The sequence below is a fragment of the Ruegeria sp. CDSA221 genome, assembly GCF_059611825.1.
The window spans coordinates 316,398-330,615 of sequence record NZ_JBXWPK010000001.1 but is presented as its reverse complement, the minus strand read 5'-3'; the positions used below and the strand labels follow the sequence as shown (position 1 = coordinate 330,615).

At 55.5% G+C, this 14,218-nt stretch carries 10 protein-coding genes; all 10 read right to left on the bottom strand.

Annotation, left to right across the window (positions count from 1 at the left end; translation table 11 throughout):
- Positions 1-40: 40 nt before the first annotated feature.
- Entirely contained in the window at positions 41-1,282 is a 1,242-nt protein-coding gene (locus tag AC2FJ5_RS01515; RefSeq protein WP_496792155.1) for a peptidoglycan-binding protein LysM, read from the bottom strand.
- Positions 1,283-1,301: 19 nt separating this feature from the next.
- Positions 1,302-2,090, bottom strand: a complete 789-nt coding sequence (locus AC2FJ5_RS01510; protein WP_281995081.1) for a PP2C family protein-serine/threonine phosphatase — start codon at positions 2,088-2,090, stop codon at positions 1,302-1,304.
- A gap of 3 nt (positions 2,091-2,093) precedes the next feature.
- Positions 2,094-3,065 (bottom strand): FHA domain-containing protein, encoded by a 972-nt coding sequence (locus tag AC2FJ5_RS01505; protein ID WP_496792153.1) that lies wholly within the window; start codon positions 3,063-3,065, stop codon positions 2,094-2,096.
- Between the two features lie 202 nt (positions 3,066-3,267).
- The gene (locus AC2FJ5_RS01500) at positions 3,268-5,427 is read right to left on the bottom strand and encodes a serine/threonine protein kinase (RefSeq protein ID WP_496792151.1); all 2,160 of its coding nucleotides are present in this window, start codon (positions 5,425-5,427) and stop codon (positions 3,268-3,270) included.
- A gap of 334 nt (positions 5,428-5,761) precedes the next feature.
- Entirely contained in the window at positions 5,762-7,048 is a 1,287-nt protein-coding gene (locus AC2FJ5_RS01495) for a dynamin family protein (RefSeq protein WP_496709014.1), read from the bottom strand.
- Complete coding sequence (locus AC2FJ5_RS01490; RefSeq protein ID WP_496792149.1) at positions 7,045-9,087, bottom strand: dynamin family protein; 2,043 nt, start codon at positions 9,085-9,087, stop codon at positions 7,045-7,047. Before AC2FJ5_RS01490 ends, AC2FJ5_RS01495 begins: the two co-directional genes overlap by 4 nt.
- 67 nt (positions 9,088-9,154) lie before the next feature.
- The gene (locus AC2FJ5_RS01485) at positions 9,155-10,027 is read right to left on the bottom strand and encodes a hypothetical protein (RefSeq protein ID WP_496792147.1); all 873 of its coding nucleotides are present in this window, start codon (positions 10,025-10,027) and stop codon (positions 9,155-9,157) included.
- A gap of 22 nt (positions 10,028-10,049) precedes the next feature.
- Positions 10,050-10,451, bottom strand: coding sequence for a hypothetical protein (locus AC2FJ5_RS01480; protein ID WP_496792145.1), 402 nt, complete (start codon positions 10,449-10,451; stop codon positions 10,050-10,052).
- 30 nt (positions 10,452-10,481) lie between these two features.
- Positions 10,482-12,197 carry a dynamin family protein gene (locus AC2FJ5_RS01475; protein ID WP_496792143.1) on the bottom strand — a complete coding sequence of 572 codons (1,716 nt, stop codon included), beginning with the start codon at positions 12,195-12,197 and terminating at the stop codon, positions 10,482-10,484.
- A gap of 8 nt (positions 12,198-12,205) precedes the next feature.
- Positions 12,206-14,218, bottom strand: coding sequence for a dynamin family protein (locus tag AC2FJ5_RS01470; RefSeq protein WP_496709010.1), 2,013 nt, complete (start codon positions 14,216-14,218; stop codon positions 12,206-12,208).

The window sequence follows — 14,218 nt, the reverse complement described above, 5'->3', positions numbered from 1 at the left end:
ACTTCCTCCAGACTTTTTTGAGTTTAGGCCGATAAGGGCCTTAGCCATTTTCCATTTGATAACGCAGAGCGGTTGAGACGATGTCGCGCCACTCGCCTGATTGCTGCATGATCGCCAGACCCTGATTAAGCGTTTCAAGGATCGCTTCTCCATCAGGATTCTCCTTGTGAGTCATGATGTTAAGAGACTTGATTGCTGCCAGGTTGGGGTTTTCTACAATGCGATGCTCGTAACCCAGCCGACCGATTGCCTCGACGGCTAGATGGGCCTCAATTGCGGCGATGTCGGCGGTTCCATCCATCAATGCATGGAAACATTCATCCGGCGAAACCGGGCGCAGCATCGTGATCGCGGGCTCGTACAGCCCCACAGCGTCCATATGCGACAGGGACCAGCCCTCGGGTCGGCAGATGGTTGCACCGGCAAAGTCCGCATATGTCAGGGTCTCTTCATAGCCCGAACCTTCGCGAGCAAAGAACGTGTCCACAACTTCATAGAACGGGTTCGAGAAATTGTAGGTTTCACAACGTGAACGGTCATTTTCAGACAGTGCATCTGCGTCGTCACAATCTGGACGCGACCACGGGAAGGTTGCGTCAAATGCCAGCGTCGGCATCAACAGATCCAGATGTGAAGACCAGTCATTGACGAACTGGATCTTGTAGGACTGTTCCGGCGCTGCGCGCAACATCGCGGTTTCAACAAGATTTGTATATAGACCACGATGCGGCAGAGCTTCATCCGTGAACGGGGAATAGTTGCCGCCAGTGATCAAAATCAACTGACGGTCCCGGATTTCAGGACGTTCACCGGTACCTGCATTGCGGATTAGGGCAGCACCTTCAGCACGCGCGGCCTCGATCTCATCCTTGGCCGCAGCCTTGGCGGCGATGACCGCCTCTGCTTTGGCTTCGGCCACGCGGGACTCGGCTTCGGCGATAGCTTTGGCAGCGCGATCTTCCGCAGCCTTGACAAGTTCGGCGGCCATTTCGGCGGCCATTGCTTCGGCCTCTGTCTGCGGCACGGTAGCCGCGCGCCCGATATCTTCCAAACAGGGCAGGGTCAAAACGTCGCCGACGCGGATGACATTGGGATTATTTCCGATTACATCGCGGTTTGCCTCGAAGATGATCCGAAAATCTTCGGTCGAATAGACTGCGATGGTCAGTTCCCGCAGGCTGTCGCCTCGCTGGATTTCATAGGTTGAGCATGCTTCTTGTGCCGAAGCAGCGCCCGTCGCGGCAGCTAGTGCCAGGCTGGATATGATCAGATGGAGTTTCATTGGTCCGGTTGCTTTGCCTCTAGTCGTTTCTTCTGAGTTTGATGACGCCAATCGACGTATTGTCTTGATCCGGGTCGTTCCTGGTTCTCAGTGCCCGCAACAGCGCATCCGCAATATCTTGAGCCAGCGCATCCTCGTTTTCCTCAAGAATTGCCTGAATTTCTGTGTTGCTCAGATATTGCAGCCCATCGCTTCCCACGATCAGCACATCCGCGGTGCTAAGACCCAATGGTTCTTCCGGGCAATCGACCTTGGGAATTGCGGCGCCCATTATCACCGAAGTCAGTTGGTTTCGGTCGGGGTGAGACGACGCCTGGTCTGGCGTAAGGGTACCTGCAGCAACCTGAGCATCAATCATCGGAGCCATCGAATGGTCTTCGTTGATTTGGCTGAGGGTACGGTCGCGATAGAGATAAAGGGGGCTGTCGCCAATCGAAATCCAGAAGACGCGTTTTTCCAGCAGCAAAACTCCCAACATGGTTGATCCCATGTTGAAATCTTCACCCTGCTCTTCGCAGTAAGTCGAAATCGCGGCATTTGCCTGCATGGCTGCCAAGGGTAAGGCGTCGATCAGCGCAGTCTCAGCCGGAGCGTCTGCTTCAAGTTCGGTATCCAGTGCATCGCGCCAGGCTTTGACCACCAGCTCGGATGCCACTTCTCCTGCCGCATGCCCACCCATTCCGTCCGCGACGATGACATAGCCCGCATCCGCCGCGTCGAACATACGCGACGCGACCGCGTCTTCCTGCGTGTCGCGCTGACCCTGATCCAGGATCAGCGCAAGATCATATGCCGGGGTCGCCAGCATCAATTAAACATCCCGCCAATCAAAGCCGTCATCGCAGAAGGCTGCAAAACGGATTGAGGTTTCACTGATCCGGATAAGATCGCCTGTGGAGAGTGGAACTGTGCTGAGAACGGGTTTGCCGTTCAGGCGCACCAGATTGGCCTTGCCGCCGTGGCCCAGATAGCATTTGCGGTCTTCCGGATCATAGGCAATTACCGCATGGTTGCTGCGGGAAATCCCAGTGTCGCCAAAGTCCAGCTGGATCGCCTGGTCATCATTACGCCCAATCTGCATCAGGCCTTCTGTCAGCGTAACGCTGGAACCGCGGCCGGGGCCGGAAGTTACAACAAGCCATCCTACCGGGAATGTCGCCTGCGCGGCCTCGGTCTTGGCTATAGCCACCGGCTCGGCTGTTTCCATCAGGTCCTGAACATGCGTATCCGCGCGCTCGAAGCCCAGGAAGGTGGTTTTCACACGGCTGCGTCTGTCTTCTTTTGCCGCAGGAGCAGGCTGAGGTTGTGCCTCGACCTCTGGGGCAGAAGGCGCTTCTGGTTCCGGATCAACTGTCTCGACGACTACGTCTACGACCGGTTCTTCCATCGCCATTTCAGGCGCGGGATCTTCAATCGTGGCTGTCAGTTCTTCGGTTGACACATGCAGTGTCACAACCGGTTCGTCGTCCTTTGGGTCGGCATCAACTGTAACCTCGGTGGCGCTTTGCACTTCGGCGACCACTTCCTCGACGATAATCTCATCGGCAGTGGCTTGTTCAGCTTCGGAGAACACCGGCATCTTGCCTTCGGGTAATAGTTCTTCGCTTTCATCGTAGCTATCAGCAGCAATGTTGCCGCCTGCCAGTGCATTACGAAGTGCGTTGAAATCCGCAATCGGTTCAGCGTTATCAGACTCAGGTGCCGCGACCTCCTCGGTTTCGGTCTCTTGAGGTTTGCCGGCACCTTCGAGAAGCCGGCTAAGGGGGCTTTTATATTTAAACATGGTGTCGACACCTTTGTTTCTTGGCACAGGAACTACGTCCCATGGGGCTGCTACTCACCTCTGCACGTTCGGCACACAGGCACTGATGATTGGGAACAAAAAACTCATTTACCTTCTGCGACGGGCCGGTCCCCGTCAGAGTGATGGCTTTCGCTTCACTCTCAGCAAACACACACAGGCAGATCACAATCAGACCGGATCATTACTCCTGTACCAGGGGCATAACCGCACCCGTTTCAGTACCGTTGCGCAGAACTGTAAAGCGGGCTTCGGACTGGTTTTCAGAAACAAGGAGCTGCAAAAGCGCGTCCAGCCCTTCAGGGTTGGTAATGTTCTGACCGGTATGATTTTCCGAGATCAGTACATCGCCTTTGCGCAGGCTGCCTGCTGCGGGCGCGTCTGGTGCAGTGTCAACAACAGTTGCCCAGCCGTTTCCATTGCTGTTCCTGATAGTGAACACATAACCATTCTCGAGACCTAACATGCGAATGGCGGGCAGGGCCAGCAATCCGTTCTGCGCACGGGTTTTCCCGAGTTCCCGATAACGGGCAGTGATGCGGATATACCCATCCGGATCGACCTTCAGGTCATCCAAAATCTGGGCGGCAAAACTTGCATCTGCCTGGACCGGCACTCCGTTCACAGTATAAATTGACGCCCCATGCTGCACCCATTCTCCGATCACGGAAGTATCCAGCGTGGGGTCAATGCCGGTCACGACAACGACGCTGCCAGTCGAGGCGCGGCGTTTCGAAGTCTGGAACGGTATTTCCACATCCCAATGAGAATACGCAATCTGCGTTTCGGCCGGTTGGCCAGCAGCAGCGCTGATTTCTACCGGGTCAGCAGCAACCGGGGCTGCCTCGACAGGTTGCGCTTCGGCGTTTTGCGCCGTGAGGGTATCCGTCTGCTCAACAGGTTCTGCGCTTGCGACTTCTTGTTCTGGTGCTTCAGCTTCCGCAGCGGCCGGTTCTGCCGTTTCCACGACCTCTTCCGCAGCGGCCGGTGCCGCCGTTTCCACGACTTCTTCCGGCTGTTCCGAGGCTGGTGCCTCTGTCTCGGTCACTTGGACCGGCGCTGCTGTCGGTTCGGGGGTTTCTTCGCTGCCACTGAACAAAACGAATCCGCCTGCAGCCAAGGCAACCACCACCGCAGCAGCGCCTGCGATGACTTTACCGCTGCCGCCTGATCCGTTCTTGACGATCGTGTCGACCGCAACCGCGGCCTCTTCTTTTTGTGCAAACTTGGCCAGATCGCCCTCGGACTTATCCTCATTACCCAGGGCAATGTCAGGGTTCCCAGCCAACAAGGCAGTCACCACCGCCTCGGCATTTTCACTTTCGGCTTTGATCCGGGCTTGCTCTTCGACTTCGTCCTTACGGTCCATCGCTACGATGACCGAAACCGGACGATAGGCGAACGAGTCAAACATGACGCCGGGACCACGGAACATCCGCAGCCAATCCAAGGCCGTTTGCAGACGATCTGTTGCGTGAACTTCCATCGCTTTGTCGATCGCTTCAAGGAACCCATCGGGATAGCCGCTGTACTGACCTGCGAGGGGCGCATAGGGATCATCCTGGCCATTGTTGAAGGCATTCAGTCGGGTTTGCCCGTCGATCGGACGTTCGCCACTGATGGCGTGGTAAAGCGTCGCCGCAAGAACATAGAGGTCGCTGCTGGGTCCCTGATCTGCGCCGCGTACATAGAATTCGTGCGGGGAATAGCCGTCTTTGATAACGCGCAAAGTCAACAGGGCAGCAGATTGATTGGCTGCCTGTTCGCGCGCGGCACCAAAGTCGATGAGGACCGGGTCTCCGTTTTGGTCAATCAGAATATTGTCCGGTGAGATATCGCGATGCAGCATTCCGCTTTGGTGGATGAACGAAACGGCCGACAGCATTTTCTCGGTAACTTGGACAATGAAATCCGGGCCCGCGTCGTTTTCGGGGTTCTCGGAATAATCCAGAAGATCGCAACCCCGGATCAGGTCCATTGCGATATACGCCGTATCGTTGTCTTCAAAGACCTGATGTACGTCAACGATATTGGGATGAACCAGTCGGGCGTGATTGCGCGCTTCCTGAATGAACAGATCGATGATCGCGCGCAGATCTTCTTTGTGGTCGGGATTGATGGGTTCAACCGCGTCACCATTCCGACGGCACAGAGCGCCCGGATAGCACTCTTTGATCACGACATCGCGTTCTAGGCTGTCGCGGGCCAGGTAGGTAATCCCAAACCCGCCATTGCTGAGGAAACGAAGGATCTCATACTGCCCGCGCAACAGCTTTGCGCCAGGTTCAAGTCCCTCAATCTTAGGTTCGTCGTGCGTTGCACCGACAGCCTGGTTATGGCTCATTTCATTCCGCCCGTTCTAATCGTTTTGCGGCAAAAAACCTGGGCAAATAGCCCGCAAACACACAACCAAAAACAACCGCAGGACACTCAAGTCGGTTAGACGATTCAAATTTGACTTTATTGGGGCCGCCTGATGGCTTCACTAAGGATCGTTTTTGCGATTGATCTATATGTAGTGTTTATTTGACAGTTTATACTACATATAGAAATATATTGTGAAAAAATCGAAAGCTAAAAACAAATTCTTAAGGATTGGTCTACAAATTCGAAACAATAGATTCGTAGGAATCGCTTCTACGATTCGCGGAATTGCCGCTCAGCCTTGAGCGAAAATTTCAGGTTCCGGTCTTTGGTTGTGCCGATTCAACCCGGCTGCCGGCCCAAGCAAGGTTGTCACTCAGCTGTGCCAGAATGCTAATCGCATCCTTCAGTGGCGCAACGCCGCTTTCGAACTGAAGCAAAAGCAACAAGTCCGTGGCCTTTTCGAACTCACCCGGAATCCAATCCGCCGTCGGGTCAATCTCGCCATCGTTTTCCAGGCGCTCGGCAAAGTCCTCAACGATTTCCTGACAGCTTTGCAGGAAAGCCGCAGGCTCCATATTTGAGGTTTCCCGCAGGTCTTCATAGATACTGGCAATCGCGGCAAGCCAGTCTTCCAGGATCGGATTGTCGATAGGGGGTAGCACGTTTTCCAGCGTAGCCTGCATAGAGGGCGCGTCGAGGGCGGCTATGTCCGGCACCTGAACGTCAATCGATTTCAGATAGGGCAGAAAGTGCCGTTCCAGATCTTCGCGCGCCGAACTCAGGTCTGCCTGTCGCCGGTTCGAAGCAATATCAAGCACCTGTTCGGCCAGCCCCTGTCCACCGCAGGTTTCCCAAAGGGCGAAATCCGGTTCTGGCTCTTGCGCCATGGCACGGACAGCCACTGGGGTGCCGATCGGCACAACCGAGCGGAACATATTGCGCTTTTCTTTGTTCAAGCGAGCCAATACCCGGTCAAGCGCGTCGCGTACCGGAGGCAAATCTGTATGTGTCACAGCCAATATGCTGTTTGCTCGCAACTCTTCCGGAACCTTGGCCCAAAGATGGCGTTCCGTTTCGCGCCATGCATTTGTGCCGTTGGTGCACCAGATTGCGCAATCCACAAATTTGAGCAGATCGAGCGTCGGTTTATAGGTATCATCCAAAGCGCCTGACCCAGGCAGATCGTAGAGCGATATCTCTTGCAGGGCAGGGGTGTTCAATCCAACAGAGATAAAGTCGGGTTCGTCTTTGGCGGCCTTTTCAAGTGCAATTCCGGAATAGACCTTAGGTTCACGGTCCCACCACCCGACAGTTGTTTCGGGGGTTTCGGAATATGCCACAATAACGAGCGGCAGTTTCAGATGTTGCGGCCCGGTAGGCAGAATATCTGCGCCGGCCAACATGTTGGCCAGGCTGGATTTTCCCGCCCCAAATTCTCCGGCGAATCCAATATTGACCGCGTTTGACAAGCGTTCGGCATGCGCCAAGGCGCGGGCGCGCATATCTTCGAGCGCCACGTCGCTCGGCAGGCTTTCGGTCGCGGTCAGAAAGCGCTCGAGCTGCCTCACTTCCTTGTCGGTTCCGGGAAATTCGATCATTCCGCTGCCTCTGCTAGTATTTCATCTGTTTGATGCTGGCTGAATAGGGTGCCCAGCTCGTCAGAAATATGTTGTGCGTGGTTGAAGGCGGCTTGCGCCTCGGCCCGGGCATTTGTTTCGCCGGTTCCGGCACGATGTTCAAGATGTGTGGCGAGCAGGGCCAGATAATGGTCCAGCACGGTATTAAGCCGCTCGGTCAAATCACCGCGGGCGGTATCCACCAGATCATCTCCGATCATCTCAAACTCCTGAACGATCATGCGTTCGGCACGGGACACGACACTTTTACGCGAAATCAGCCGGGACAACCAGTTTACCCGAAGTTCGACAGTGATGCCACGGGTCAAAGCGGACGTGTCCGGACGGAACCAGCGAACTGCGCTGGTGTTCATCCGGTTGTCGGTTGCGTCCTGCCAGCCGGGCAGAGCCCGCAGCGTGGCATTGCTTTGCATGTCGATTGCGTAGAGCTCGCTCAGCATTCTTTGGCGGACAACTTGGGTGGCCCCCTGAACAAGTTCGCGCATGCGGTCACGCAGCGGAGTGAAATTCAGCTCGGTTTCTCCGGTTTTCGACAACAGCGGAGAATCTCCGTTCGGGCCGCGAACAACGCCCGACACCGCCTCGGCCACGGTGTCATCCATTACGCCTCTCAGGTTGGCCAGGACGTCATCCATTTCGTCAATGATCTTGGTGGTCTTGTCGCTGACCGAGTTCCGCAGATCGGCCAATATCCTGTTGTTTTCACCAGCGTCTTCTGCCGAGGTTGTGGTGTCGTTCTCGATCGCGCGCAGATGCGCTTTGGACCGGTCCAATTCACCTTGGGCAAAGCTGTTGAGATGCTGCCAGGCCATACGCAGTTGTTCATCGCGCGGGCCTTCTGTCAGCGCTCGGGTCACATGCCGGCGCAGATCGGGCAACCCGGAGGCGATCATAGCGGCAAAGCGCAAAACACCTTCGCGGCTGATCGGGCCGGGGCCTTGTTTGATCTCTTCGACACCGTCCAGATATTGCTTCATCTGATCGGGATGCGCGCGCAGCCAGGCCAGGACATCGTCGTGATTGATACCGGCTTCGTCACCGGTCAGGGCGTAATGCGCCCATTGGGCACTGCCGGTCAGCACGTCAATGTTCGAGTTTCCAAGCGCCTTCTCAAGCCCGTCCAGAACATCGGCCCGCACCTTGAAGGCATCTTCGGCACCATTTCCCAATTCGTCCACGCGGTTGATAAAAACCACGATCTGGCCCAACTCCAGCGCTTGCATTAGGCGGAACAGTTTCAAGTCCGCCCGAGAAAGCGCCTGATGCGCCGACAGGACAACCACAAAGAAGTCGGACTCTTTGAGGTATTGGCGAGAGATCTCTTCGCGGATCAACAGGGGGTCATTTACGCCGGGCGTATCGGTGACCGTAAGCGGAAATGGGAAATGTCCGATGTCAAAATAGACCTCGGCCTTTCGGGTGATGTCGCTGTAAAGGCCCCGGTCCGATGCCGGATCATGTGTCCCACCCTCGGTCGGGTCATCGCCTGCGCAAACATAACGTGCCAAATCATCCGAATTCAGGTCTTCCAGATCATGATGTTGGCCCAGCAGCTGTTCATAGCTATCGCCCAGCCGAAGCTTGGCGCGGGTCTTCATTGCGTCGACCTGTTCTTCGATCATCTCGCGCTTATAACTGTCCTCGTCATCGGGGAACATGTTGCGCAGCTCTTCGCCTTCGGCAATCAGGGACTGCCACTGACGGTTGTCGAAGAAATGGAACTCGGCACCTTGCGTCCGGCCCGACGGGTGGCCGAAATGCATATCAGTGATTACGGTTGTCCAAGGGTTCACATCCGACGGCAGATATTCGGCCTGTCCGGTAAAACCATTGATCAGTCGGGATTTGCCGGCCTTGATCTGACCAACAAAAGCAATCGAGGGCTTCAGGTTCGAAAGATCACCAATGATCCGAGAGATAAACTGCCCGGTTTCGTCATTGCTGACGCCTTTCATCTCGTTGGCTATTCGAAGTAACTCGCGACGATTATTCTCACTCATAACACATACCCTGACTACTTAATTTCACGGATCGAATTCGTTGAAAAATTGAACTGTTGGCACCGGATCATTTTTCCGATCCCGTAACTGATTTCCAAAGGTTTACGACGGCTCCCAGTTTGCGCGCTTCATGAATGGCCAGCGCAAAATGTGACCCGTCATGCAGAACGGCAAGCGCATCCCCTTTGCCCCCTGAAGGCCGCATTACAATCAGCTGAGGATGATCCAGCGCGATGGCGGCGTCACCGTCCCACCCAACAAGATCCTGTGCAAACTGACGAACCAGATCCTGATCGGCGTGCATGGGTTGCCCGACGTCGCATACTCCTTCGAGCCGCGATATGGCTGCACCGTCCAAGGCGACTTCGGCGCGTCCCAATGCGAACCGTTCAGCGCCATCAAAAAACGCGCTGGCAATGGTTTCTGCTGTCGCCTCGGCGGCGGGCGCTGGAATATCTGTTTCTTGCGGGGCAGGCGTGTCGGGAACCAAAGAAACGACCGTCTCGGGCGGCAGTTCGATAGTGCCGCAAGCCTTTGCAATCTCGCTGAAAGTCACACCGACATCATCGACCTCAAGCGCCGTGTCCGGTTGCAGAGAAAGCAGCTCCAACGGGGCAGGGGCTGCTGCAATATCGGACACCAATTCGGCCAAGCGGGTCGCAAGCTCTTCACGCGGAGTAGTTTCAAAATCCGGTATCATGCCCGAGCGGACCCGGAAAACATCAGTTACCCGCGAGCTGTTGACCTCCATTGCCAGACAATCACCATTGGCCGCGGTAAATTCCAGCCGACGCGGCAAAATGGTTCCGCGAATTGTACGCAGGATCTTTTCACGACGAATCTCAGTCGTCTCAGCAGCTAATGTAACCGTCGGATTCAAACGGGCGACCGACAACCGCCCGATGTCTTCGAGCATGTCCAGTATGTCAGTATCCATCATGCCGTGACCCCCTCTGGTCCCGTTATACAGCGGCCGTAACCGGCCCCAGGCTTATGTGCGATTTAGTAAGTGCCAGCCCCACATTGGCACTGTCGCGACAGGTGTAGCAGACCACATGGTCCGGGTAGTCCGGGGTCCGCAGGAAGATATTCAGCCGATCCTTTGAAAACACTGCGATTTCGCCAAACCCAGGATTTTCCGTATCGTCGGCGTCGGTCGAACGCAGCAGATTCTCAAACGCGATCACACCGCGCCCCTGAAAAAGGTTGGCCACCGCAATGGCCAGAGTATCCAAGGCTTCGGCACTTTCCGAGTCTGTGACATGGGTGCCTAGCAACATACCTGTCTTCATGTCGACATACCCGGCTGCTATGCAGTCGGGTATGGTCGCCATCGCATCGTTTAATGCTGTTTCGATAGACATCAGTTGCCCTGTCTCCTAGGTTTCTCACCGCTAAAGTACATGTCGTTCAACACCCGTGTCTTCAGAGGTATTGGCCATGGGCCTTACCGCGTTATCTGATTTTCGCGCATTGTGTTCGGCCGTGATTTGGTCAAACTCCTCAAGAAATGCTTGAAATACCTTCTTCAACGCTTCTGGGTTGGTGGGCATGTCTTCGCCATCCGTGACCTCGCGCCACATCGCCGCCGCGCTAAGCGGGGTGTCGACGGACACGTTCACAATGCCTTCAAACGAGCCCGCGATTTCCGGTCTGCTCTCTGGCATGGCGACAACCTGAGTGTTCATCAGGCCATTGGTTTCCGGCTCTGGTTCGAACTCATCCTCGGGATCATCCGATTGTTCAGCCATCAACGCTGTGATCGAGGACACGGAAAGTTCGACCGGGGTTTCTTCCGGCTCTGCCTGAGCGGTCTCTTCGGGCTCAGGAACATCTGTAAGCTGGTCCTCCAAAGAGGCCATGAATGTGTCAGCTTCGTCTTCGTCACTGAACAGGTTTTCTTCTTCAGCAACTTCGGCTTCCGCAGAAAGTGGCTGAACTTCAACAATGTCAGTTTCATCAATGACGGATACGGCCTGTGGGTCTGTTTCATCATCCTCGGTAAGAGCAACGGACAGGTCGGCAACGTCCAAGTCCTCGGGAGTGGTCTCCCGGAAGAACGCCCGCAATTCGTCTTCTTTTTCTTCTTTTACGATCTCGGCGCCCGAGGTCATGTCGGCGCGCAGACGTTCGGCCTCTTGTGGGTCAATGCGCGGGGCACGTTCAACCTCATCAGGGCGCAGTTCGACCCGGGCAGGGCGCACGGGGAATTGCGTCACCACCTCGGGCTCTGTTCCCTCATGCAGCGGATTTACCAGCTTCAGCGGAGCGGTTCCCTGTACATTCGAGAAATTGCGCCGCGGGCGCAGCGGGTGTACCTGAGGAGCATCGGACAAGCTGGTGTCAATTTGATAACGCGCCAGCTGATGAGCGCGGCTGTCCATGATCAGTTCTGTGATTTCAAGGAAGCTGTCGACCATCTTGCCACCGCCACTGCGGGTCCACAATTCGGCGTCCCCGCTTTTGTCGCGGGCCATGATGGCATCACGGGCTGAAAACAGGATCGAACGGTTGAACAGGTGACCTGCTTCGCGGTTCACACGACGAAGGACCTTTTGGCGATCCTTGACATCCAAAACGTCTGCACGTGTGACCAGCAGCAATGAATTATGTTGCAACCGTTCGGGCAGGGAAACCCAGGTTGCCCGTTCCGTTTCGCGCCATGCCTGCGTGGCGTGCGTACACCAAATAACGCCATTTGCCTGACCGACAGCCCGTCGCCAGACATCAGTAGAAATCTTGGGGTCGGAAATACCCGGAGTGTCAATCAGGTCGACGGCTTCAAGAATGTCGGATTCCAGAAATATGCGAATAAACTGGGCATCATTCACCCCGACTTGTTCCAGCTGGTCCAGGTCAATGTTTTCGCGAGTTCCGTCAGGGCGTTGTACATAGGCCGACCTTCTACCCCAACTGAACCAAACTGGTGGCAGCTGTGTGGCTGTAACCTGTGTAGGCAGTGCCTCCGAGCGCAGCAGAAAGTTCATCAAGGTTGATTTGCCGGCGCTGAATTCCCCCATAAGTGCGAAAACAGGTTTCCTGCGGGACCATTTCTCAATGCGGTCCCATGCTTTTGAAGAGACGAAGCGGGTTTGTGAATCTTTTGCCATATCGCTACTTATGCTGCCTCGTTACTAAGATCTTTCAGGATATCGCCGAGGATATCGTCGCGGGATTTCTGAGGGGCCAGCCCCTCCATCAGCGCTGCACTGCGACCGGGGTCCTTTTCGGCCGAGGCCGAAATGTTCAACAGAGTCTCCTTTTGCTCGCGCATAAAGTCGGAAAGGGCGGCGCGGACATTTTCAAGAACTGCTGCAATCTGGTTTTCTTCGATATCCTTGGTGATCGAATTCGCCTCTGATGTGATCAGGCGCGTATAATCCGCCGCATAGGCCTCGAAACCATTGCGGCGTTGCCACCAGCGGCGCCACCATGTGCTTTGCAAGTCCAGGGCAATCGTGCGTCCGATACCCAGTGGAGGTGGTACCCGCGGGACGATTGGTGCCTCGATGCTGAACTCTCCCAGATGGTTGCCCAGCAAGCTTTGATACAACGCTTCGATGTCAGCGGCTGCCGCTGAATACAACGCACCAACTTCTTTGCGCATCGACCGGGCAAAGCTAAAATAGGCCGCTTTTTGCAAGGTCCGCAGCCCGGCAGGATCGTACTGCCACGTTCCTTGCTCGCCATTTTGCTCAAGATGCGCGATCAGAGAATCGGTGGCACGTTTGACAAAGTTGGCTTCGGCCGAGCTCAGACGCTCAAGCACTTTCGCGCGCAAGGAAGCAGTAAGCTCAGCGGCCTTCTTTTCATATTCTGCGTTGACCTCGGCCACGGCGTCTTCGGGTGCTACCCCGTTCAGCTCTCGCACGATCCCTTCGCTGTCGGATAGTTTTTTAGCCACGGCGGTCGCCCGGATCTGACTGGCGATGTTGCGCGCCCGGTGGCGTACACGGTCCAGAAGTCGAGTTCCTGCGCCTTCGGCAATGCGTTCATTCATCGCCAGCAATAGGTCGGGCAAACCGGACAACGCCCAAATCTTGTCCAGTGACGGGGCTTGATCGCCAAACCCGGCCGCCAGATAGAACGTGTTAAGGGCTTTCCGGGATTCCTCGGACAGAATATCGGGATTGCCAGTTATCGCGGCCTCGGCCCACAGGGCGCTGCCGAACACGACACTTGCTTTGGTGTCGATATTGTTCTGTTTCAGCGTGTCCAGAATCCGATCCCGAATCTCAGGAACCTGAGTGACCGGATCTGCAAGTTCGTCAATTCGGTTAACAAACAGGATAATCTGACGATTTTCGAACTGAGCGATGATCCGCATCAGCGCCATGTCCATTGTGGTCAGAGCCTGACTGGCTGCAAGAACCACAATGCAGACTTCGGACCCGCGCAGGCTGCGCAGGGTGATCTGTTCACGCACCATAAACGTATCGTTTACACCCGGTGTGTCGCACAGCTTGAGGGAAATCGGGTACTGGGGGATGTCCATGTACAGCTCAGCCGACTTTGTCACATCCGCAAAACGACCGGTCTTGGGGTTGATGTCCGGGTCGTCTTCATCACCCAGGCACACATACCTTTGGATCAGTTCCTCATCGAAATAGTCGTATTGATGGCTTTGCCCCAGAATCAGGTCGAAATGCTTACCCAGTCGTTCCTCGGACTTAGCTTTCATTTCGCCGATCTGACGGCGGATATCGTCCATTTCATCGTCGGCGCCAGCCCGATTGGCCAGCTCTCCCAGCCGGCCGCCGCCAACCATCAAATTGTCCCATTCCTCTTGTTCGAAGAAAGTGAACCGGGATTTTGTATCACCTTGGGTTCTAGTGTTGATGTTCAGCGTGGTAACCACAGAGGTCCAAGGGTTCACATCCGAAGGCAGCAGGGCAGGGCGTGCGGACAGAATGTTCACAAGCGAAGATTTTCCCGCCTTGACCTGACCGACCAGCGTGACGCTGGCAGTGAAATTCTCCATGCGTGTCTTGAGCGTCGCAAGACGTGCCGAGGAGCGTGCGTCCGCCACCTCTGTCAGTTGGTCAATCTGTGTCGTCAATGCCGACATGGCCGAAGTCATTGGGGTCAGCGCTTCGTTTCCAACAGACAAAAGATGATCGTTACGCGCCAT